The organism is Vibrio sp. M260121 (assembly GCF_036533715.1).
Lineage (GTDB): Bacteria > Pseudomonadota > Gammaproteobacteria > Enterobacterales > Vibrionaceae > Vibrio.
In genome coordinates this window covers 12391-35132 of sequence record NZ_JATABF010000029.1, presented here as the reverse complement: position 1 = coordinate 35132, position 22742 = coordinate 12391, and the positions used below count along the sequence as shown (strand labels likewise).

Annotated in this window: 23 protein-coding genes; 9 read left to right on the top strand and 14 right to left on the bottom strand. The window is 45.1% G+C overall.

The genetic code is table 11. The features are described 5' to 3' along the window. Position 1: 1 nt before the first annotated feature. Complete coding sequence (locus QTO06_RS15865) at positions 2-808, bottom strand: TonB-dependent receptor (RefSeq protein ID WP_331408853.1); 807 nt, start codon at positions 806-808, stop codon at positions 2-4. 281 nt (positions 809-1089) lie between these two features. Between QTO06_RS15865 and QTO06_RS15860 the strand changes: the two genes are divergently transcribed. Beyond that, positions 1090-1686, top strand: coding sequence for a TetR/AcrR family transcriptional regulator (locus tag QTO06_RS15860; RefSeq protein ID WP_331408851.1), 597 nt, complete (start codon positions 1090-1092; stop codon positions 1684-1686). A 21-nt stretch (positions 1687-1707) separates the two neighbouring features. On the opposite strand, the gene QTO06_RS15855 is transcribed toward QTO06_RS15860, so the two are convergent. From QTO06_RS15855 to QTO06_RS15845, 3 genes are all read right to left on the bottom strand, one after another. Further along, on the bottom strand, positions 1708-2979 hold the full coding sequence (locus QTO06_RS15855; protein ID WP_331408850.1) for a DUF1835 domain-containing protein: 1272 nt from the start codon (positions 2977-2979) through the stop codon (positions 1708-1710). Between the two features lie 266 nt (positions 2980-3245). After that, on the bottom strand, positions 3246-4445 hold the full coding sequence (locus QTO06_RS15850; RefSeq protein WP_270050881.1) for an MFS transporter: 1200 nt from the start codon (positions 4443-4445) through the stop codon (positions 3246-3248). Positions 4446-4583: 138 nt separating this feature from the next. Then, positions 4584-5474 (bottom strand): LysR family transcriptional regulator, encoded by an 891-nt coding sequence (locus QTO06_RS15845; protein ID WP_331408849.1) that lies wholly within the window; start codon positions 5472-5474, stop codon positions 4584-4586. A 110-nt stretch (positions 5475-5584) separates the two neighbouring features. Here QTO06_RS15845 and QTO06_RS15840 point away from each other — a divergent pair, with 110 nt between their 5' ends. Further along, on the top strand, positions 5585-5893 hold the full coding sequence (locus tag QTO06_RS15840) for a monooxygenase (protein ID WP_331408848.1): 309 nt from the start codon (positions 5585-5587) through the stop codon (positions 5891-5893). Between the two features lie 4 nt (positions 5894-5897). Next, a complete protein-coding gene (locus QTO06_RS15835; RefSeq protein ID WP_331408847.1) occupies positions 5898-6272 on the top strand; it encodes a hypothetical protein in 375 nt (124 codons plus the stop codon). Between the two features lie 98 nt (positions 6273-6370). On the opposite strand, the gene QTO06_RS15830 is transcribed toward QTO06_RS15835, so the two are convergent. The 4 genes from QTO06_RS15830 to nfsA all read right to left on the bottom strand — a co-directional run bounded on the left by QTO06_RS15830 (position 6371) and on the right by nfsA (position 11474). Next, complete coding sequence (locus QTO06_RS15830) at positions 6371-8521, bottom strand: polysaccharide biosynthesis tyrosine autokinase (RefSeq protein WP_331408846.1); 2151 nt, start codon at positions 8519-8521, stop codon at positions 6371-6373. Between the two features lie 30 nt (positions 8522-8551). After that, positions 8552-8992, bottom strand: coding sequence for an arsenate reductase/protein-tyrosine-phosphatase family protein (locus QTO06_RS15825; protein WP_331408845.1), 441 nt, complete (start codon positions 8990-8992; stop codon positions 8552-8554). 71 nt (positions 8993-9063) lie between these two features. Further along, positions 9064-10185 (bottom strand): polysaccharide export protein, encoded by a 1122-nt coding sequence (locus QTO06_RS15820; RefSeq protein WP_331408844.1) that lies wholly within the window; start codon positions 10183-10185, stop codon positions 9064-9066. Positions 10186-10751: 566 nt separating this feature from the next. Beyond that, the gene (gene nfsA, locus QTO06_RS15815) at positions 10752-11474 is read right to left on the bottom strand and encodes an oxygen-insensitive NADPH nitroreductase (protein WP_331408843.1); all 723 of its coding nucleotides are present in this window, start codon (positions 11472-11474) and stop codon (positions 10752-10754) included. A gap of 213 nt (positions 11475-11687) precedes the next feature. On the opposite strand from nfsA, the gene QTO06_RS15810 reads away from it, so the two are divergent. Further along, positions 11688-12329 (top strand): MarC family protein, encoded by a 642-nt coding sequence (locus QTO06_RS15810; protein WP_331408842.1) that lies wholly within the window; start codon positions 11688-11690, stop codon positions 12327-12329. Between the two features lie 182 nt (positions 12330-12511). Continuing rightward, positions 12512-13384, top strand: a complete 873-nt coding sequence (locus QTO06_RS15805; protein WP_331408840.1) for a patatin-like phospholipase family protein — start codon at positions 12512-12514, stop codon at positions 13382-13384. Between the two features lie 19 nt (positions 13385-13403). On the opposite strand, the gene QTO06_RS15800 is transcribed toward QTO06_RS15805, so the two are convergent. The 3 genes from QTO06_RS15800 to QTO06_RS15790 form a co-directional block, all read right to left on the bottom strand. Then, on the bottom strand, positions 13404-14093 hold the full coding sequence (locus tag QTO06_RS15800) for a flavin reductase family protein (RefSeq protein WP_331408838.1): 690 nt from the start codon (positions 14091-14093) through the stop codon (positions 13404-13406). A gap of 44 nt (positions 14094-14137) precedes the next feature. Beyond that, on the bottom strand, positions 14138-14638 hold the full coding sequence (locus QTO06_RS15795; protein ID WP_009703236.1) for a fasciclin domain-containing protein: 501 nt from the start codon (positions 14636-14638) through the stop codon (positions 14138-14140). A gap of 79 nt (positions 14639-14717) precedes the next feature. After that, positions 14718-16199, bottom strand: coding sequence for a deoxyribodipyrimidine photo-lyase (locus QTO06_RS15790; RefSeq protein ID WP_331408837.1), 1482 nt, complete (start codon positions 16197-16199; stop codon positions 14718-14720). A gap of 109 nt (positions 16200-16308) precedes the next feature. Between QTO06_RS15790 and QTO06_RS15785 the strand changes: the two genes are divergently transcribed. Continuing rightward, complete coding sequence (locus QTO06_RS15785; RefSeq protein ID WP_331408836.1) at positions 16309-16614, top strand: DUF6482 family protein; 306 nt, start codon at positions 16309-16311, stop codon at positions 16612-16614. Between the two features lie 57 nt (positions 16615-16671). On the opposite strand, the gene trhO is transcribed toward QTO06_RS15785, so the two are convergent. Next, positions 16672-17652: an oxygen-dependent tRNA uridine(34) hydroxylase TrhO gene (trhO, locus tag QTO06_RS15780; protein ID WP_331408835.1), complete on the bottom strand. Its 981-nt coding sequence runs from the start codon at positions 17650-17652 to the stop codon at positions 16672-16674. A gap of 350 nt (positions 17653-18002) precedes the next feature. Here trhO and QTO06_RS15775 point away from each other — a divergent pair, with 350 nt between their 5' ends. Next, entirely contained in the window at positions 18003-18491 is a 489-nt protein-coding gene (locus tag QTO06_RS15775; protein WP_331408834.1) for a GNAT family N-acetyltransferase, read from the top strand. A gap of 100 nt (positions 18492-18591) precedes the next feature. Here QTO06_RS15775 and QTO06_RS15770 read toward each other — a convergent pair whose 3' ends face one another. Next, positions 18592-19887: an alpha/beta fold hydrolase gene (locus QTO06_RS15770; protein ID WP_331408833.1), complete on the bottom strand. Its 1296-nt coding sequence runs from the start codon at positions 19885-19887 to the stop codon at positions 18592-18594. Between the two features lie 266 nt (positions 19888-20153). Here QTO06_RS15770 and QTO06_RS15765 point away from each other — a divergent pair, with 266 nt between their 5' ends. Next, on the top strand, positions 20154-21320 hold the full coding sequence (locus tag QTO06_RS15765) for a D-alanyl-D-alanine carboxypeptidase family protein (protein ID WP_331408832.1): 1167 nt from the start codon (positions 20154-20156) through the stop codon (positions 21318-21320). A 115-nt stretch (positions 21321-21435) separates the two neighbouring features. Continuing rightward, positions 21436-21726 carry a putative quinol monooxygenase gene (locus QTO06_RS15760; protein ID WP_331408831.1) on the top strand — a complete coding sequence of 97 codons (291 nt, stop codon included), beginning with the start codon at positions 21436-21438 and terminating at the stop codon, positions 21724-21726. Here QTO06_RS15760 and QTO06_RS15755 read toward each other — a convergent pair. Further along, positions 21723-22652 carry a LysR family transcriptional regulator gene (locus QTO06_RS15755; RefSeq protein ID WP_331408830.1) on the bottom strand — a complete coding sequence of 310 codons (930 nt, stop codon included), beginning with the start codon at positions 22650-22652 and terminating at the stop codon, positions 21723-21725. The genes QTO06_RS15760 and QTO06_RS15755 overlap by 4 nt on opposite strands. Positions 22653-22742 lie beyond the last annotated feature (90 nt).

The window sequence follows — 22742 nt, the reverse complement described above, 5'->3', positions numbered from 1 at the left end:
CTTAGAAACGGCGATCGAGAGAGAAGAAGATACTTTGACGGTCGCCAAAGCCAGCTTCGCCCAATAAGTACCAGTCGTCATTAATCTGGTATTGCATGCCGGCAAGGGTGTTCCACTCAGATTCCAAGCGCTGCTTAACGTCAAAGCGACCAGACAGGTTAATGCCAGCTTGCTTTAATGTTCCGGATAATTCTTGCTCAACGTTCTGGTACATGGCACCGACCCAGAAACGCAGAGGTACGCCATTTTTGTGGAAGTCGTAACCGACACGTGGAGACACGACTATCGCGTCGATAGCGCCATCGATCACGTTCAAATTCGTTTGGGTGTAGCTGGCATCGACAAGGGCAAACAGTTGATCATAACCGCCCGCTAATACGAAGCCGCCCCCATAGGTGTAACCATCGAGATCGAGACGGAAAGGGAATTCGCCCAACTGCTTGCCAAGCAGGCTGACTTTGACATTGGTTTCTGAATAGCCATCTAGCGTACCCACCAAGCCATAAACATTTAAGAATGGGAACAACCAAACGTCACCACGAAGTGTCATAACATCGCTGGCTTGTTTACCCCCGCTGGCTTCCATCTTTAATAGTTTTTCTAAGCCATGTAGTCCACTCAGAGAAATGGAGTCGACGTTGATGCCTTGTTCCATACTCATATAGCTCAGGTTGACGCCAAAGGGTTTTGGTAAGTCATAACCGAGTGCTTCTGCTTTATCTTTCCAGATTGGCAGAGAAATCGAATCAGCGTTTGCCGTACTAGTAAGGAGGCAGGAAACGGCAACGAGCAAGGAGCGTAATTTCATAAGTTACTTCATTAAACGTGACGATCACAACAACACCAGGGGCCTTGTAATAAGGGCATCGACTCTGGAGTTTGTGTCACGGAAAAATCACAGCTTTATCTGACAGACAAAGCGCCACAGCGTGAGTTAAGAGTGATTCTATTTTGATATTTTTCTTAGGATCTTAACTTCGGCGAGCGCATCTTACTCCTAAAATCAAAAAAGTAAACTTCAAAGTGTACTTTTGATTCTTGTGCGCTATACTCTGCGTCCACTTACATGAGGTTGGTGAATCTAGAGCAATGAAACTGTCAGAAAAAAAACGCTTAGCGCTGATTGAAGCGGCTCAACAGGAATTTATTGAGCACGGATTTAGTAGCGCAAATATGGATAGAGTGTGTGAGCGAGCAGGGACGTCAAAGCGCACCTTGTATCGCCATTTTGAAAGCAAGGACGTGCTGTTTATCGAGTCTATTCAAACTGTGCTCGAAACTCAGCGTGCGCGTTTACAGCTCAAATACACATCAGACATTGATGTCGAAACCCAGCTTAGAACTTATCTGCATGCCAAGTTGGACTCTATGTATGAAGACTTTGGTTTGCCGCTCGCCAAGATGGTGATCAGTGAGTTTATGCGCACACCAGAATTGGCAGAGAACTACTTACACCAACTTCAACGCCAAGATGCATTGCTGGAAAACTGGTTTAAAGAAGCCATTGCGGATAACAAGGTCAAAGCGCTTGACCCAGTCATGATGGGTTGCATGCTGATGTGCTTATTGAAAGGAAACTGTTTGTGGCCACAATTGGTTGCCAATCAAGCGGTGCCGAGTATTGAGCAGCGCAAGAAAGTCGTTGAGGATATTCTTACGCTGTTTTTAGATGGCTACCGACGTTAGTTTGCTTATTGCTTCAAATGCTTAACTCATCACAACATGACGCAGTGTTGATAGAGAGGTGTGATCCCACGTCCAATAGGCTTGTTCTCGGTTATGGAACCCTCCGACCCAATAGTCTTGAATGAAAAAGTCTTTACCACTCAAACAAGCTTTGCCACGAGCATTAATACTCACTTGTTGTTCCCACCAGTTCTTATCCAATGAGTCAACAGTAAACAGTGGTTTTTCCGCTTGCGCGAGTGGCAGCAGTAATGCATAGAACATGACATCACCAAGAGTAGGGAGTGGTTCTTGTTGTTGGTACTTTTGAAACCAATCTTTCACGTTGATTGGCGCGTTTTGCTCGTTCAATATCTGTAAAGCCAAATGTTGTGTGAAGCTCAATCCTGACTCTAAATGCGGCAGTTCTTGAAGATGTCGTTTCATCACTGCTTTGATGTTCGGCAAACAATCTAGTTCATGTTGTTCTAATAGATTAACGAGTGGCTGTGGTGTAGGAGCTTGCAAAGCTTGCCAGCAGCGTTTGGCTTGGCTAAAAAGCTTTGCTGTCACTGGCTTTCTATGCTGCCAACACGAGCGAATCGCTTCAGCAGGGAGTTGCCCGAAGCCGATAAACCGTTCGGTTCCTGGAAACTGATTGAATTCGATGATCTCAATGATTTTGCCTTCGGTTTCCTCTAACAGAGAGAGCCCTCGAAGTAACATGAATTGATCGTAGGCATCATGTTCGACCCAAAAAACGATACGTTCATATTGCTGGTCGAGCAGAGTATGGATGTTGCCTTTCTCAAACTGCGCTACCTCTTGCACAGAGTCTTTTCTCCCCATAACAGGCAGTAACGTGTCTACAACGTATTGTGCTCGAATCGCGACAAATCCTTTTTCATTGCTCGGAATAGGACCAATGCATAATGGATCAATCATGGGTAAAAAGTCACCTTCGAACCCGCATGTCTTTAGTTGCTGTTGAATGTCGTGCCCACAGCGGACATGGAGTGTATTTAGTTCGGCATCAAGTGGATTTGCTTGGTTGTTTATGGCGAGCTTGTGACTTTCTAGCTCTTCCACATGAGCTTTTAACTTGCTCCAACTGGGTAAGCCAAGCTCTCTAGCTAGGGCGTGTTGAACATCTGCAAGCTGGATAGACTCTGGCGTGAGGGTTTCGGGTTGGGAATGAAATTGCTTAACCTGATCAAGTGCGTTGGTGTCATTGTGGCGAATTGCTTTTAAGCGCTTTTTCGCAACAGACTTTTGTTGGTTAAGGTTAATAGAGAAGCTATTGTGAGATTGCATTTTTCACCTTTCTTATCTCTTCCACACTCGCTTTATTAGAAGTTAAAAAGAAGGTAAAAATAGATTGTTCCTGCTAACGAAAGCAGGGAAGTTGAGTTGCCATGAACCGAGTTCTTTCCGCGAGTGTTGGGTGCTTTAGGCTTGAGCTGTTTCAATGGTATGTAATCGAAATGGGGTTCGCAACTTAGAATCATATAAACAAGTAAAACTGCCTTTGATCTCACATAAAAAAGCCCCAACGTTTAAGTTAGGGCTTTAAAGACTGTTTATGAAAGCTCAGCGCAGACCGATTGCTGAACTTGCTTGTTTTCGCGCTGATCTAACGCGCCGCTTAAGCGAGTCAATAAAAGTGCAGAGATGACGACTACACCACCGACCCATGGCGTATTCATTAAGCCAGCTCTTTCTACGATCAAACCGCCACTCCATGAACCGAGCGCAATACCCACGTTAAAGGCAGCGATGTTCAAACCTGAAGCAACATCAACGGCATTAGGAGCGTATTTCTCTGCCAGTTTTACGACATAAACTTGTAGTCCTGGTACGTTACCGAAAGCAAATGCACCCCAAACCAAAATAGTAATCACAGCGGCAATTGGGTTGTATGCGGTAAAGTTGAGTACAAACAAGATTGCGGCTAAGCCAGCAAAGATGATCGTCAGTGCTTTTACGGGGCCAAATTTGTCTGCCATTTTGCCACCTTGGATGTTACCCACCGCGACAGAGACACCATACACCAGCATGATCAAACCAACCGCACTGGCATCAAAGCCTGATACCTGCTCCAAAATTGGCGCAAGATAAGTGAACGCGGTAAAGGTGCCGCCGTAACCTAGCGCAGTAATGGCATAAACTAATAGCAAGCGAGGTTGGGTGAGTACTTTTAGCTGATCTTTTAAAGAAGCCGTCGCGTCTTGCTTTAAGTTGTTTGGAACAAGTAAAGCGCTACCGACTAAGGCAATCAAACCAAGAATGGCCACAATTAAGAATGTGGTTTCCCAACCAAAATGTTGCCCGATGTAAGTGCCTAGAGGCACGCCAGTTACTAGCGCGACCGTTAGACCAGTGAACATAATTGCAATGGCACTCGCGGCTTTTTCTTTGGATACCAAGCCAGTGGCGATCGTCGAGCCGATAGAGAAGAACACACCGTGAGCCAAGCCCGTTAAAATACGTGCGGCGATCAGAGTGTTGTAACCCGGAGCTTGCCAAGCTAACAGGTTACCGACAACGAACAAGCCCATCACAGCGAGAAGCACGTGCTTGCGATTCATCTTGCTCGTAAGTGCAGTTAAAACTGGCGCACCAATAGCCACGCCTAATGCGTACAAACTCACCAGCAAACCTGCAGAAGGTAAAGAAACGTTAAGGTCTGCTGCCATGGTTGGAATTAATCCAACGATAACAAACTCAGTTGTCCCTATCGCAAAGGCGCTTAGGGTTAATGCTAATAATGCGATTGGCATAATTTACTCTCTCATTTTGTTCAAGCGCACGTCTCTTGTGCGCTATCAGTGAGGGAGAGTATGAGGAAATTGGCCTTTGCGAAAAATAGCACTTAACACAAATGACTTTTGTGGTTTTAACAACAGTTATATGGCCAGTTAAATGCGGTCTTTTGTACTATCCAGAAGTGTTTGATAAAGAGCGAGTGCAGCTGGTCCGCTCTTCGCGCCTTTTGGTAGCGTAAGGTGCAGTGCGACTTGATATTGGTTTGAGTGTTCAAGGTCTAATACCTTAATGCCTGCACTGTGGCGGTACTCTACGAGATGTTTAGGGAGCCGACAGAAGCCGACGCCTTGTTCTACCGCTCTAAAAGCGTGGTCGAAATTGTCCACTGTGATTCTTTGACGTGCGCGCAACCAGCCCACGTCTCGTTTTGCCTTGTCTGACTCACCTAGATCTCGAACCACAATTTGGCTGGTGGTCGCAAAGTCCGCCAATGAAACGTGCTCTTTCTTTGCCAATGGGTGCTCAACTGCAATAACGGGCACCATAGTCGTTGTGCCAAATGCTTCGGCTGGATGGTTGGTGATCGGAAGATTGATAATGGCGATATCTGCTAACTCATTGACTACCATATCGGTGGTTTTACTTAGCGAAGTTTCCACGATTTGAACGGAGGTAGTACTGTTTTGTGCCAAAAATTCACTAAGTGGTGCATAGAGCCAGCTTGGATCGCACAGATGATCGATCGCCACTGTAATTTGCGATTCCACACCGTTACTTAACTGCTCACTGATCATTTCCAGTTCATGGGCTTGTTCAAGCATAGACTGTGCGCGGCGCAACATGGTCTTGCCGTGTTCGGTTAACCCAGCCTTTCGGCCCTTCACTTCTATCAGTTTGATGCCCAGTTGGTCCTCGAGCTTTTTCACCGAATAGATAAGCGTGGTGTGGCTTTTATTGAGCGTCAATGCGGCTGACTGAATACTTCCAGCTTGTTCAATCGCTTGTAATGTTTGCCACTGCTCTAGGGTTGTTTTGAGTCTCATTGGTCAGTTTTTTCGATAGGTAATGACAAAATTATGAACTTTTTTGTCAGTTTTATAAAGGTAATAATCCTCTCATCGAAAGCGAGTCAAAAAAGAAGAGGAGACTCAAGATGGCGAAATTACTGCAAGTTGATTTTGAATTTCATGGCCCATTTGGTGAAGAGGTGTCGAACGCACTGTTAGACCTAGCTCAGTCAATTAACCAAGAGCCAGGCATGATTTGGAAAATCTGGACGGAAAGCGAGAAAGACAAACTTGGCGGCGGCATCTATCTTTTTGAAGATGAAGCAACGGTGCAAGCTTATCTTGAAATGCACACTGCTCGTTTGAAACAGATGGGTGTAGAAGAAGTAAGAGGGCAGATATTTGATATCAATACGCCACTAAGCATCATCAACCAAGGTCCAATCGGAGAGTAACATTATGACTAACCGCACTTTTCTAACCGTTCATGGCGTCATTTATACGTTATTTGCTTTTGCGCTGTTTTTTGTTCCGACCATGATGTGGCCGATGTATGGCGTACAAATTAATGACCAATATGCGCTGTTTCTATCGCAGCACACGTCGATCTTTTTAGGAGGGATTGCTGCGGTCAGTTTGATGCTGCGTGATGTAGAAGCGGGTAACACGGCGAAACAACTGTTCAAAGCATTGTTGGTCACTAATCTCTTAGGCGTGGTGCTCACCACTTACGCTGGCATTACAGGTGTGTTTGTTGGCTTTGGTTGGAGTGATCCTGCTTTCTTCTTGCTATTGAGTGTGCTGACTTTTCTGCAACTGAAGAAGCAATCGTAGAACAAACCATATCAAAAGCCCCACGATGAACGTGGGGGCTTGTGTTTCTATTTAATGGCTATACACAAGTATGTTTAGATTGCTTGAGTGTAGCGCCATTACTCATTCTTGTAGGCGTAGTTGTAATAACCATAACCGTATGAGCTTGCCGCTTTCTTCTCAATTGCGTTAAGAATGACGCCTTTGACTTCTACACCTGATTGTTCAAATCGACTGCGAGCTACTTCAAGCTCTTTCGATGTCGTCTGGTCAAAGCGAGCAACCATCAGGGTGGTACCTGCAATCGCACCAACGATGCTAGGGTCAGTTACTGCCAATACTGGCGGCGTATCGATGATCACTAAGTCATATTCTTGCGACGCTTTTTCTACAAACTCAACAAATCGCGGGTGCATCAAAAGCTCTGAAGGGTTTGGTGGCACTTGACCACGAGTAATAACGTCCAAGTTATTAACTTTAGTCGGCTTGATCACTGTCTCTTGACCAATCTTGCCACTCAAGAAATCAGAAAGACCGTTATCAGCTGTCAGACCGAAGCATTGTTGCAGGTAGCCTTTACGCATATCCGCATCGACTAGCAGCACTTTTTGACCTGTCTTAGCTGCTACTGCCGCAAAGTTTGTCGATACGAATGTCTTACCAATTGAAGGCGCAGGACCAGAGATCATAAGTACGTTATTTTTTGCTTCCATCATCGCAAAATGAAGGCTAGTACGAAGTCCACGCAATGCTTCAATAGAAAGATCCGCAGGGTTTTCTTCTGCTAGTAGAAGTAGGTCTTTGTTACCTTTACGCTTAAGCTTGTTAGCCACTTCCAGTTGTTGTACAGACTTAGGAACGCTTGCGTAAACAGAAATACCCGTTTGTTCAATCTCTTCTGGAGAAGTGACACCGCGGTGGAAAGCGGTTTTAACCAGAACAAAAGCAACGGCAACCATACCGCCTAATAGTGTTGCTAGAACAACGATAAGAGGCTTTTTAGGCTTCACCGGGATAGTGTAAGACTGTGCACTATCAATAATGCGTACGTTACCAACGGTACCAGCTTTAATAATGTTCAACTCTTGAACTTTGTTTAGAAGCTGGATGTAGATCTGTTGGTTAACCTCAACGTCACGTGTCATACGTAGGACTTCACGCTGCGTTTTTGGCAGCTTCTGAACTTGTCGGTTCAAACGAGCTTTTTCTTGCAGTAACGTCTGACGTTTATCCAATAGTGATTTGTATGCTGGGTGATCCTGCTTGAACTTTTGGCTAATTTCACTTTCTTTGAATGTCAGTTCGTTCAGTTGCGCTTCAAGAGCGACCATCACTTTGAGTGTTGATTGCGCTTCAAGGTTTAAGTCGATCGATTCATTTTCTTGTCTAAAGTGATTCAGTACATCTTCTGAACTATTCAGCTTATCTTTGATTTCAGGTAAGTGATCTTTGAGGAAGTTTAAACTTTGTTCGGCTTCTGCTGAGTTTCTTCTCACATTCTGCAGGAAATAGTTTTGAACAACATCGTTCAAGATTTGCTGATTACGCTCAGGGTATTCGCCTTCGATACTCAGTGACACAATACCTGTTTTGGCACCACGCTCTGAAATTGATAGTTGTGACGCGAGTCTATTGATCGCGTCAAGCTTGCTGATTTTACTGATTGAAAAAGTGTCTTCGTTTTGTGCAACTAACTCACGAACTTTGATGTGGTAGCCATTCATTTCAATCGTCTGGCCAACAACACCAGATAGCACAATTTGATCTTCAATCATCAGATCAAAAGTACCTTTATCAATGTCTGTTACTACAAGTTGATGTTTTAAGCCTTGCACGGTTCGAGGGATGACGAAAGTTGAAACTGAGATGTAATCTTGAGTGCCATTGATTCGAGCTAATCCTTTGCCGACAAAAGGAAGATATTCCGGGGTGGCAATCGTTGTTAAGTTAAACTTGTCAACGGTATCACCCAAGATCATACGAGACTTAATGATCTCAATCTCTGTGGTTGCTGAAGATTCTGCTGCAAATAGGTCACCCATGTCCCCGACCATCGCAGAAATGCCACCGGAGCTTTTCTGTTCAATTTGAATCAACGCATCCGCTTTATAAATTGGAGTCGATAGCAATGCTACGGTAATACCCATCGTAGCAAAGAGAAGCGTAATGCCAATGATGAACCATTTCGCATCTATTAATATGCCAAACAGTTTACCGAGATCGATTTCATCATCGGTTGGTGCAGATGAACTTATAGTTTGGTTAGCCATTGTTTTTCTATTTCGCCAAATAATCTGAAGTTATAGTTTTTTTGCCCAAGCCTGAGCGGATTGCTCAATCAGAGAATATGCATGATCAAACGCTTCTATACTTTGTCTGTATGGATCTGGAATGTCGACAGAGTTCATCCAATGCCCAAACAACATAGTTTTGCCTCTTGCTTCTGGGACGATCTCAGTCAATGCATCTATATGTCCTTGCTCCATTACCAAGATAAGATCTTGTTTCGCACACAGTTGCGCAGTCAGTTGTTGTGCTTGGTGATTCTCGAGAGAAAAACCTTTTTCTGAGGCAATTAGCGTTGCGGTTTCATCCGCTGGTTTCCCAGCTAGGCGGCTTTTCTCAACGGCAATACCTGCTGAAGAAATGGTTTTATTCGGAAGAAGTTGTTGAAGTACTCGTTCTCCAGTCGGAGAACGGCAAATGTTACCTACACACACAACAAGAATGTTTGAAAACATGATTGATTCCTTATCAATAACTTTCGACAGGGTTTATGTGTTCGAGATGAGCCCTATCAAGAATGCTTGAACTACGGCCAATTTCTTACACGAAGCACACCTTCTGTAAGCTCGTTGAAGCCTGAAATCGTCGGTACTAGTTGTGCAATTACACGGTTCCAACGACTGACTGGTGCCGCAGTGACATAAACAATGTCATAAGGCTCTAGGTCGAATTCAGTACCAATCACTAACGCTGCTGCGTCAGAGACATCAAGTTGGTAAATGTCGCCCATTGCTTGATGGTCTTGAGATTTTCTGATGACAAAAACACCAGTTGCATCTGCAGATAGCTGGTTGATACCACCAACATTGCTCAAAGCTTCGGTCAAACTCATGCCTGCGCGATCTATTTTTAGTAGCTTCGGATCGTTGACTTCACCCATAACGAACACTTTTTGAGTGTCATTTCTTGGTACATGCACAATGTCACCAGGTTGAAGCAATCGGTTTTCAGTAAGGTCACCCTCTTGCATTAGTGCATAGAGAGAAATGTTTTCGACTTTGCCTTGGCGTGTCAGTGTAACGTTACGCCAATCCGCTTCCTCTGCTAGACCGCCTGCGCGGTTAACTGCATCAAGAAGCGTTAGTGGGATATTGGTGATCGCTTGTTGCCCCGGCTTGTTTACTTCGCCAGTGACGTAAGATTTTTTTGAACGAAATGCGGCAACACTGACATCGACTTGAGGACTCTCGATGTATTTAGCCAATTTTTGGGAGATATCTGTTCGAATTTGGCGGACGTTTTTTCCTGCTACTTCAACGATTCCGATGTAGGGATAGAAAATGGTGCCATCTGCATGTACCCAGTTACCAGCCTCTGCAGAACTGCGATAAGAACCAGCAGGAATAGTAAGCTCAGGGTGGTCCCAAATAGTGATATTCAGAATGTCGCCAGGACCGACTTCATACTCGTAAGCCGCGAGTTGATGGTCAAGCGTTGGGTTCGCTTTGGTTTCGATATCCGAGCTTTTTAACTGTGAGACTTTATCAAGAGTCAGTGGAAATACATTGAAATCTGCAGCTGTATTGGTGCTGCCGTCTCCAATGATGTGCTTACCACTCGTGGATAAGTGACTGCCCGGTACTGTACATCCAGCAAGAAGCACAGAGGAAAGGAGTAAACTGCCTAGCTTTGTATGGGGGACGTTCATTCGTTTTTTCATTCATCTGACGTAAAAGAGCATGTTGCTGAGGCAACAATGTTTTCTAGGAAATAACAACACGCTATTACTCATTCAGCTTTATTATTTGTTTTAATTTATAAAATGCTAAATAGGAAACGGGTTGCACCCAGCGCGCACTCTAAAGAATTTCGTTTGTCGGGGCAATAGACGATAAATTGATAAAATGCTAGTGATATATAGCTATTTTTTATATTTATGAGGTCTGGGTTGGGGTTGATTGATGAATGGCTTTATTGATTGGCTCTAATTTTTTGTATTGGCTCACAAAATACGTATTTTTCGTAAAATTCAATTAGTTATAAATGCGGTATATCTGAAGGTAAATTTATTTATTTTGTCGTATATTGTGATGTGGATCTTGTTTTTCTTCTTAGTCAATATGGGTTTGTTATGGTTTTGACAAAATTAAAATTGAAGGTAGTCAGACTTTGATGCTGATGCCATGTGTGAAAAATAGTATGAATAGTTTCTTGTGAAATAGGCCTCATTCGAGGCCTTTTTTGACTTTTTGGTCGATTAAACGAACTTTCCCATTATCGCTTAGTCAATCCCTTACTATTTAGATAAGGCAGGATGTGCGGGCGAGACTCTCCTGATAGCTTTCCGGCGGTTTCTTGTGACCATGTGCTCTGCTTTTGATTGCTTGTTCGGCTCGCGTAGTACTCTTGCATGGTTTGATCGTAGGTTTGTACATCGTCAACATTCAGCGCTTGGTATTGGTTTTCGTGGACAATAACGCTAACGGGTAAGCGTGGCTTTACTTGTGGATCTTGATCTGGATGACCCAAACACATACCAAACAGGATAGCGGCGTTTTTAGGTAAACCGAGTAGCTCATCGACTTGCGCAGCATTGTTTCTTAAGCCACCAATGTATACGCCACCTAACCCCATAGACTCGGCAGCTAACAAACAGTTTTGCGCCATGATGCCGGAATCCACTGCACCAATCAGAGTCAATTCAGTAAAGTCGGCTTGAACGTCTGGGTTGATAGTGGCGTGACGCTGGTAATCAATACAAAACACCAAAAATTCTGCGGCACTTTCAACGTAAGCCTGATTGCCAGCGTATTGCGCTAACAGTTTGCGCTTTTCTGTATTTGTTACTCGAATGATCGACACGACTTGCAGCATGCTCGAAGAAGAGGCAGCTAACCCCGATTGGAGAATCGTTTGTAGTTGCTCACTTGCAATTGGCTCAGAGGTGAACTTACGAATAGAGCGATGACCGAGAATGGTTTCAATCGTACTGTTCATGATGAATCAACTTCCTTAGCTTGTTGTTGGTATTGGCTGAATCTTCACCATAACGCTATTTATATTGGGCGTAAACCAATAGGGCTTTCAGGTTTGTGCTAGTGGGTAACAGATAACAATCATAGATAATGATGCGAACATAAAGTGACGTTATTTATAAAGTTGGGCATATAATGATTTTTAATAATCAATAAGTTATCGAATGTGGAGAACATGAAAGAGCTGATACTTCATACGGTCACAGTGTTTATGGGCTTTTTTGCCATCATGAACCCGATCGCCAATATCCCTATCTTTTTGAGCTTAACGGCGGATGAAGATAAACAAACGGTTCGATCAATTGCGTTTCGTTCTGTTTTCATCGCCTTTGTTATCGTGGCTGTGTTTGCTGTTGCAGGTAAAGTGATTTTCGACTTGTTCGGCATTACGTTATACGCACTGCGCATTACCGGTGGTATTTTGGTGTTTTTGATTGGTTTCCATATGCTTCAGGGGGAATCAACGCATCAAAAAACCAAAGAAAAGGCTTATTCGCCAGAGCAAGAACAAGCTGCGTTAAGCATTGCCGTTTCACCATTAGCAATGCCGATATTGGCGGGGCCAGGAACACTTGCGACGGCGATGAACTTTGCAACAACGGGTGGAATCACCGAAACCATCATTACCATTGCTTCATTCGCAGTCCTTTGTGTGATGACTTATGTCTTGTTTTTGTTTGGTGACAAGTTAGTGAAAGCCGTTGGTCCAAGCGCACTGAATGTGATCACCAAAATGATGGGTTTGATCCTTGCGGTGATTGGCACACAGATGTTTATTGAAGGTGCTGCCGAAGCGTATAAAACCGTCTTTGCGTAATCTCTGATTGAACGACTGCAAATCCACGTCAACGCTTTGGTTGATGTGGATTTTTTGATCCTAAGTTTCCACTTAAAGTGCAAGAAACACATAGACTTCGCCTATCTCAATAATAAGAATAACCGATTGTTGCTGTAGCACGAATTTCAGTAATCTTTTTAACGTCTTTATTGGGGGGAAACATGGCAACAAAAGCAATCGTAGTCGAGGGGGGCGCAATGCGTGGCGTCTTTGCTAGCGGCGTATTAGATGCATTCTTAGAACAAGACTACAAACCATTTGATTTTGCGATTGGTGTGTCGGCAGGGGCTTCAAATTTGATCGGTTATTTGACCGACTACCCGCACCGTAGCATCAACGTCATTACTAAATTAGCAACCAGCAAACGTTTTTTCGATCCTACTCGTTTTTTAAAAGGCGGTGATTTGATCGATGTGAAATGGTTGTTTGAAGAATCAAATCGTTTGTACCCAGTCGATGAAGCGAAACTGTTTGAGGGTATCCCTTTCTTAGCGGCGACGACGAACGTGAATACGGGTAAGGCGGATTATTACCGTGTGAACCGCCATAACTTTCATAACGCGATGGAAGCGACGACGGCACTGCCTATTGCTTACAAACACACTCCTTGTTTCTCTGGTGGTTGTTATACCGATGGTGGTGTGGCGGACTCTATTCCTGTTCGAGAAGCATACCGCCGTGGTGCTCGTGATATCACGGTTGTTCTTTCACATCCTTTGGCTTATGAGAAAAAGCCAGTGAAGACGCCTTGGTTAATGAAGAAGTTGTTCGCTGAACACCCACAAATGGCAGAGGCAATGTTGCGCCGTTCAGAGAACTACAACGAATCGTTAGATTTCATTCGTAATCCTCCAAAAGACACGCACATTCGCGTTATTGCACCGCCGGATGAATTCAGTGTACAACGTCTATCAATGCGCCAGTCGGTATTGCTAGAAGGTTACGAAATGGGATTGGAAGCAGGGCGCGCCCACCTTACCAACCTGGCCGGTGAACACGGCTTAGACAGAGAAAACTGCCACTTCTGTATTTAGCTTTTGATGTCTAAAGCGGTTAGCCCATATCAACTTCAAGTGCTCCCCAAGATGAAGGTTCTCCCTCCCTCGTCAGAGGGAATAGGCGAGCGTCTGGTTTGGCATAACTTAACCTATGCAGACGTTGCGTGACGTGGTAGCTGTCGAGCCCGGAAATGGTCACTAAGTCGAGTAGCTCTAGATCTAGGTAGCCATCGGGCATGATGGCTCTTTCAGGTGCGTGTACCATCAACACTTCACCAATCAGCATCTCTGTCTGATTGCTTTCAATCTTGATGTGTTCTCTCAACACCAACCCCATTTTGAGATTGCTCTCTAGGACAAATGGCGCAGGAAACGCATCATCATAGTAAGGAGTAAGTCCTACCGCTTCAAACTCTGATATCTGTTTTGGATAGCGGGCGGAGGTTTGATGTGCTTTTTGGACGAAATCGACGCCGACGGCATTAATGGTGAAGTGCTTGGTATCGAGGATGTTTTCTAATGTATGACGACGGCTTTTGCGTGGACGAACAATAAAACCAAACAGTGGCGGATGTGAGCCTAAGTGGATCACAGAGCTTACGATAGCCAGGTTCTCTTGTCCTTGCCTGTCTCTTGTTCCGATGAGGTTCGCGCTTTTGTATCCCGCAAGGGAGTTGACCAATCGAGTTCTTTGGCGTTGCTCCATCGTTTGTATATCATGCTTTGAGAGTTTGATGTTTTCCATGTCCTAAAAAGGGGCGAGAAACCTCGCCCTTCCATGTTGTGTCACTATTTCGGCATGATGACGGTGTCGATCACGTGTATCACACCATTCTTAGCTTTGACGTCGGTGGCAATTACGGTAGCGTTATTGATCATCACTTTATCGCCCATGGTTTTGATCATCACGTCTTGCCCTTGGACTGTCGTCGCTTTATTCATTTTGACTACGTCTGCAGCCATCACTTTTCCCGGAACCACATGGTAAGTGAGAATCGCAACCAGCTTATCTTTGTTCTCGGGCATGAGTAGCATTTCGACTGTTCCATCTGGAAGCTTAGCAAAAGCTTCATCTGTGGGTGCAAATACAGTGAATGGACCTTTACCTTTTAGCGTATCCACTAAGCCTGCGGCTTTGACTGCTGCGACCAACGTATTGAACGAGCCATTTGCTGCGGCCACATCAACGATGTCTTCTTTCATCATTCCATGTTCATGTGCTTTCGCTGGCAGTAAAAAAGTTAGGGTGGCGAACAAAACCGTGGTCGTAACCAAGATGCGTTTCAACATAATGCATTCCTTTTGTTGTTTGGGTACCGCTCTCTCCCTGATAAAGTCCCTGTTTGTACGCACGCCCTTTTCTTGGCGATCAACTGGCTTTCTTTTTATTAGAAGAACGGACGTGCTGAGCTAAAATGCGTGTACCTTCCATTTTTACGTCGGTACGTTTTCGCCAAGCCCACAATCGTTCTCTGGCTGCTTTCGCACTCGCTTCTACATCGACTATTGGGGCGAGGTATTTTGAGTCCGGTTCTAACTGGTACATCACGACTTCCATTGCGGTCATTTTCCAAGGCTCAAACAACAGTGGGGTGGGTACCTTAGCGAGCTCCGGAATCCATTTATGAATGAATTCACCATCGGCATCGTGTTCTTGTGCTTGTTTCGTCGGATTGTAGATACGGATGGTATTGGTGCCCGTCACTCCAGCCTGCATTTGAAATTGTGGATAATGGATGCCCGGCTCAAAGTCGAGAAAGAGCTGCGCTAGATGAGTTACGCCATCGCGCCAGTCCATGTTCATATGATGTGTTAAAAAGCTCACTAACATCGCACGCATACGAAAGTTGATGTATCCCGTGTGATGAAGGCAGCGCATACAGGCATCGACGAGAGGTATGCCAGTGGTTCCCTCCTTCCAAGCCTCTAGTTGGGTTTGGTCGTTGTGGCTCGCTTGGCGGAGCAAAGGGTCATAGGCTTGGTTCACACAGCGAAATTCCATCTCACATTCAGATTCAAATTTCTGCATAAAATGACAATGCCAATGAAGCCTTGAAGACAACGCAATTAGGCTGCGACGAAACCCCGTCACTTGCCAATGTTGCAAGAGGTTCTGATACACTTCTCGAAGCGAAATGTTCCCCCATGCAAGATAGGGAGAGAGGCGAGTACAGGCTGTCCGAGATGCCGTCGGGTTGGAAATACTGCGGTAATAATCTCGTCCTCGGCGTTGAAAAAAGTCTTCTAATGTTTGCCAAGCGAGTGAGCTCCCGCCAGTTTGCATGCCTTGTACTTTTTCCAACCAAGAAGAAGGGGGAGTAAAGGTGAAGCCTAGCGCGTCGATATCGAGGGTGATAAGAGAATCGCTTTCGAGCTCAACCTCTTCTATGGGAGCTCGCATAACGGTATCCCAATGTTTGTCCCAGCCGAATCGGTCTTTTGCGCCTCGCACAACTGCGCCATGTTCAAACTCATGCCATGGAATGCCTTGTGCTTGAAGCCATGCTGATACTTGTTTATCTCGCTCAAACGTACAATTCAATCCAATTTCTTGATGGGAGAAAACGGCATTGATGTTGAATTGCTTTTGAATCGCACTCAAACAATCCCGAGCATTGCCAAACATTACTGAGACCTTTTGATCATGTTGAGTAAGCTGGGCGTCCATGTCTTGGAGTGATTGCCAAACAAAGCGCCAATGACGTTCGGAGTAATGTGGGTCATCCAACAGCATGGGCTCAAAAATATAGAGCAGCACTGTTGGATTCTCAGAAGATAGAGCGTGTTGCAAAGGTGCATGATCGGTCAGGCGTAAGTCGCGTTTTAGCCACACTAAGTTGATTGTTTGCATCGGAGCCCTCATTGGTTTTCCGATTTCTACGCATGAGAGAGGCAAATTTCTCACTCGGTGATCGATTTTATTACGGTTGACGTACAGGCACGGAGCAAGGAGGTGCTTTATGTCTATGCCACTCAGTAAACTGGAAAAATTCTTCTATATCGACAAGCTTGTCATCCACTCTCTCGATCTCGCATTGTATCAAGTCTCGGTTCTAGTCGACGGAGAGGAGCATTTTGTTACCGACGATAAAGGGAAGTTTTTAAGGGCGCATTCGATACTAGAGTTGCAAAAGCAATGTCGTAACTTGAAAGCGAACAAACAGATGCTTCGCCAGCAAAGTGCCTATGATGAAATGGTTGGGCAGCCAAGCAGCATTGGTACTAATGAGCTAGAAGTGTTGCTGAAAGATAACCAGCTTTATTGAAATTAGATAAAAAGGGGAGGAAGTGCGAGCTAGGTTTGTTAGCTCGCACCAGATTGATTACGCTTGTTTACGTTGCGCGTCTTTCTTTGCCAATTTTTCTGCGCGTCGCTGCTCACGTTGTTTGGCGCTCTCACCACCGACGTGTTGTTCGCCACGAACCGCTGCTAACGACACTTGCTTTTCACGCTCGCGGAAGCGCGCTACTTGCTCGTCACTGTGTTTACCAAAACATTTTGGGCAGCTGACACCTTGCTCAAACTGCTCTGATTGTTTGTCTTCTTCTGTGATTGGCAATCGGCAAGCGTTACACAAGTCGTAGTCCGCTTTTTCTAGCTGATGGTTCACCGCAACGCGACCGTCGAATACGTAGCAGTCGCCTTCCCACAAGCTTTCTTCTTCTGGTACTTCTTCTAGGTATTTCAGAATGCCGCCTTCTAAGTGGTACACCTCATCAAAGCCCTGCTCTTTCATGTAAGCGGTCGACTTTTCACAGCGAATACCACCAGTACAGAACATCGCAACTTTTTTGTGTTTCTCTGGGTCCATGTTCTGTTTGACATAGTCAGGAAATTCGCGGAACTTGTCCGTATTTGGGTTAACTGCACCTTTAAATGTTCCGATCTCAATTTCATAGTCATTACGAGTATCAACCACAAATACTTCTGGATCAGCAATCAGATCGTTCCAATCTTGCGGCTTCACGTAGGTGCCAACGACATGGCGAGGATCGATGCCTTCAACGCCCAATGTCACGATCTCTTTCTTTAGCTTTACTTTGGTGCGGTTAAACGGCTGAGTATCTGAGTACGACTCTTTGTAAACAATACCAGTAAGGCGAGGCTCGGCATTTAGCCATGCAAGCAGTGTATCAATACCTTCGCGTTTCGCTGCTACCGTACCGTTAATACCTTCACTCGCCAGTAGCAACGTTCCATGTACACCGTGGGCTTCCATTAGGGCAAGCAATGGCTCGCGTAACTCTTGGTAGTTTTCCAGTTCCACAAATTTATACAGGGCGCAGACAACATACTGACTCATGATTATTCCTTACTTTAAAAGGTCGATGGTTCGACGACTCGATACCTAACAATTTTAGCGGCTCGGAGTATACCTGAGTAATTTAGTCGGAAATACGGACAAACTATGCGGATATTCCCTCAATGCGTCAAACGCTGTGTTATAGAGGTTTAGTGCACTTGAATACCTTAAAATTTTTGTGGATGTTCAAATTATCAGTAAAAACTCGTAAAACTGTTGAAAACGTACTCGACATAAATGGTCGAAATTTGTACTGTTGATTCGCTTCACATTCCTAAAACTTCTTATCCGATAATCAGTTGAAGCAAAGATCTGTGCTTGATACAGGTCGGTTGGCAAAGGAATTCAACATGCAACAGTTTCATATCAGAAGACTAAGAGAAGAAGACGTCCCACTGTTGAAAATGCTCTTGGTCGAACTCGACACCTCTCACCATAATGCTGAGCCAGATTTCTACCGTTCTCCGGAAGAAATGGCGCAGTTAAGGGAAGATCGCAACATCTTCGATAAATATTTTGATGGCAGCATCACGGCTTTTATTGCTTGTTCTAACCGGCAGGTGGTTGGTTTTATCTCTGGCACCGTGCGAGAGGTCAACTCGATTCTCTCTCCAGAAAGACGCGTTGGATATATCAATGAGTTGGTGGTGTCTGAAAGCCATCGTAACTTAGGTATTGGCTTGTCTTTGATGGATAAAATCGAGAGTGATTTGTGCAGCCAAGATATTGAAGAGCTCGGTTTAACCGTGGCGTCATTTAATCACGAAGGCGAAGATTTCTACCATAAGATGGGTTATCGCGTGATCACCAAAATGATGACTAAACGAGTCAAAGACTAGCGTCGATTTAAACCTGAATCTAACCAAAGCGCCTCTCTATCTCGTGATAAAGAGGCGTTTTTCTATCTACGTTATTAGCGGATATCTGAACGTTAGCCGCTTATTTCAGTGTCGCTTCGGTTTGTTTACCCATCGCAATTAACTTGTCGAGAATGCGCTCACCATCTGCACGAAGACCGTTGTGCTCATATTCATTGGTGATCCAAGCTTTTGAGTTTGGCATTGCAGCGAGCGTTTCACGGCTGATGTCCATTTCTACAAACATATCGTCGGCATAGACGGCGCAGCTCACAGGCACCTTATTGTTTGCCAATTGCTGGGCATCGTATAATGGCGTCCAATCGGCTTTCTCTGCCAGCAATTCCGCCGCTCCTTTCAGTGGCTTTAGGTTTACGTATTGATCGAACATCCAAGGGAAGACCATTTCTCCAGTGAAGTAGAACGACTTGCCTTGTTCATAGTTGAACGCATCGTGTTCTTGACGTACTCGGTGTGCGCTCCATTGAGAAGCAAACCCTTGGCAGTAAATCGATTCGTGCAGAATCGCGTAAATTGGATTGGTCTGGAAGTTTTGCTGCGCCAGCATGTCGTTTAGGAATTCATAACGAAGCTGAGGTTTACCGTTCACTTCAATCAAGGCACTTTCTAGCCAGTAATAAGTTGGCAAGAAGGTATCACTGACGCCAAAGTTAATCCCAATTTGTTGGAACTGTTCGACAGTAAAACGCTGACCATTTGGCAGAAACTCTTCGTGCTCCAATAAGTGATCAGCAATGTTTTGGCACAGCTGCTGCGCTTGTGGGAATTGCTGGAAGAAGGCTTGGTTTTTCTCCATGGTGCGCTTAAAGGTTGCGTGATACACATCATCGGCATGACGAGAAACCGAAGGCACACCACCCGTAATGTAGCTTTGCAGCAGGCTGTTCGGGAACAGCGATAGATAAGTTAGTGAGCAGAAGCCACCAAAGCTTTGACCCAAAATCGCCCACTTCTCAACACCAAATTGTTCACGGATAAATTCCGCATCGCGAACAATGTTGTCTGCGCGGAAGTGGCTTAAGTAGTCTGCCTGTTGCTTCGGCGTGAGGTGCGCAAGCGTTTGGTGATTAATCACGCTGCTGTTGCCAGTGCCGCGTTGGTCGAGCAGCAGTACACGATACTCACTCAGTGCGCGTTTTATCCAACCGTTGTTTCCGTTTGGGCGAGGAGAAGGGAAGCCCGGACCGCCTTGAAAATACACTAACCACGGTTTGTCAGAGTCTTCATCGCCGACTAAACAAACGGAGCGAGCGAAGACGTTGATCGTGCCTTTGCTTAGAGCTTGGTAATCCAGTGGCACGGTGAACGAGTGGGGCGTGTAATGCAATCCTGCGTCGATAAATGATTGAGCGTTCATTGTTGTGGTCTGTCCTTGTTTATAGTCGCTTTACGATATCGAATTCCTTATTAGAAACAATAGATTTGTTGTAAGAAGTCGATTTTTGAAGCCTGAAAGGCATGGAATGGTACTCAAAACAGAAACTCTTCGATCTTTCCGTGTTGGTATGCACTGAGTGAACTATGATCTGATAGGTGCAGTTTAGAAATCACTGTTTTATCACCATCTTGATCAGTTTTTATGAAACGAGACATTTGGCGGTCATTGACCATGGAGGATGCTTGATGAACACGTCACTTACCCGAATCACGCTCACTTGTTTATTACTACAGACCATCAGTGCCCCTGCATTGGCAGTTGTAACGCCGAATCCGCCTCAGTTGCAGGCAAAAGGCTATGTGTTAATGGACTTTCAGTCCGGTGCCATCATTGCGGAGCAAAACGCGCGTGCCGGATTAGCCCCTGCCAGTTTAACTAAGTTGATGACCGCTTACGTCGTAGGGCAAGAAATCAAATCTGGGCGGCTTCAATGGGATGATAAAGTGACGGTGAGTGAGAACGCATGGTCAGCCAAATTCCCAGACTCCTCAAAAATGTTTATCCAACCCAAAGATGAAATCACAGTCACCAATCTAATGCGTGGTGTGATCATTCAATCCGGTAATGATGCTTGTGTGGCGCTCGCCGAACATGTTGCCGGTAGTGAAGGGGCTTTTGTCGCCTTGATGAATGGTTGGGCAGATAAGCTCAGCTTGAACGATACCTACTTTGTTAACTCGCATGGTCTGGATAGCGAGGGCATTCAAACCTCTCCTAATGACATGGCGACGCTGATGCAATCCATCATCAATGACGTGCCTGAAGTCTATGCGCTTTACAGTGAGAAGGTATTTAAGTGGAACAAGATCACCCAATACAACCGCAATAAACTGTTGTGGGACAAATCGATGGATGTCGATGGCGGCAAAACGGGCTACACCAGCAATGCGGGATACAGTTTGGTCAGTTCTGCAAAGCAAGGAAAGATGCGACTTATCTCGGTAGTGATGGGAACGCCAAGCAAACAGTCACGCATTAGCCAGTCTAAGAACCTGCTCAGCTATGGCTTCCGCTTTTATGACACCAAACAAGTGGCAAAACAGGGCGAAGTTCAGGCGAGTGCAAAAGTGTGGAAAGGCGATGTCAGTGAGATTGATTTAGGCTTTGCGCAAGATGCGTACCTGACACTGCCTCGCTCTCTAACCGCTGGTTTAGACAAGAGCGTGGTTGTGAATGAGCCGCTGATTGCACCCATCGCAAAAGGGGACGTGGTTGGCAAAGTCGTGTGGAAGAGTGACGATAAAACCGTGGCGAGCTATCCATTGGTAAGTAACCAAGCGGTGGAAGAGGGCTCGTGGATTGGGAAGTTATGGGACAGTTTAGTGTTGTGGGTGAAGTCGTTGTTTAATTAGCGTCAGATAAATTTTCAAATTTATTTTGAAAAAGTTATTCGCTTAGGTCGATTTTTCTCTTGGGTGGAAAGGAGTAGATTGTTGGAATATAGAAACACACTCAAAGAGATAAAAAATGATCCATCTAGTCGCAGAAATTAAAGCTTTTCCTGACCATATTGAACAGGTGACTCAGTTACTGACTGAACTACTCGCTCCCACTCGTGAAGAAGAGGGTTGTTGCCAATACGAACTGTATTTGGATCAAAAGATCGAAGGCTTGTTTATGTTCCAAGAAATTTGGGCATCGCAAGAAGCTTTAGACAACCACTTACAAAGCCCTCACATTGCGCAATGTTTTTCTACATTAGAAAAGAACGGCCTACTTGAGTACACCCATATCCGACCGATGACGTTCGTTGGTTAACGCTCTGAACAGAATGTTGTCAGTACAGACTTCCTTTGCTGGCAACATTTCTCTTGGATAAAATCTCGGAAAGTACGAATGGTTGGCGTCAGCAAACGACGATCGGCGCACATCATGTAAAGCGGTACGGGACCACAATCCCACTCTGGCAATACGCGTACCAATCTTCCTTCAATCAAATCTTGGCTGATGTCCATCAGTGATTTGTTGGCGATCCCTTTGCCTTTGATTGCTAAGCGATGAGATAAGTCACTGTCGTTGCTAAATAGCTTGCCGCTCACGACAACCTGTTCTGTTTCGTCTCCGCGAGTCAGCGTCCATTTGTTGTAAACCGAATCCGCCACCATGTAACACAAACAGTTGTGTTGGTTAAGATCTTCCGGTTTGGTCAGCACAGGATTGTTTGCGACGTATTCTGGAGAAGCACACAAGATTCGCTCATTTGCACCACATAACGCCAATACGACGAGGTTAGAATCGGCAGGTTCACCGTATCGAATCGCGATATCGACGGGTTTGGTGTACATATCCGTCAAGCTGTCAGATAGCTCTAACTTGATGGAGACGTTCGGGTAGAGCTCGATAAACTCATCAACCCAATCAAGCAGCATGTTACGACCAAAGTCAGATGGTGCCGTGATGTGCAATTGACCTGATAGCTCACCACGCGCGCTTGAGATCTGATCCAAACCTTCTTGCAATGTTGCCAATGCTTGGGTGGTTTTATCTAGGAACAGTTCACCTTCGGAGGTTAGGCGCAGGCTGCGAGTCGAGCGTACAAACAGCGGAAAGCCAATCTGCCCTTCAAGACGTTTGATCGATGCACTGATGGCTGCAGGTGTCATGTCCATGCTGTTGGCGGCTTTCGAAAAACTGCCTTGGCGTGCGGTTTCGACAAAGATATTCAGATCGTTGAGGGCTTTCATAATGAAAAGGGGCTTTTAAGAAGTTTGAGCTACTATAGGGGAGAGTCGCAGGGCAATTCAAGGCTAAAACATTAGGTTGCACGGCGAGTT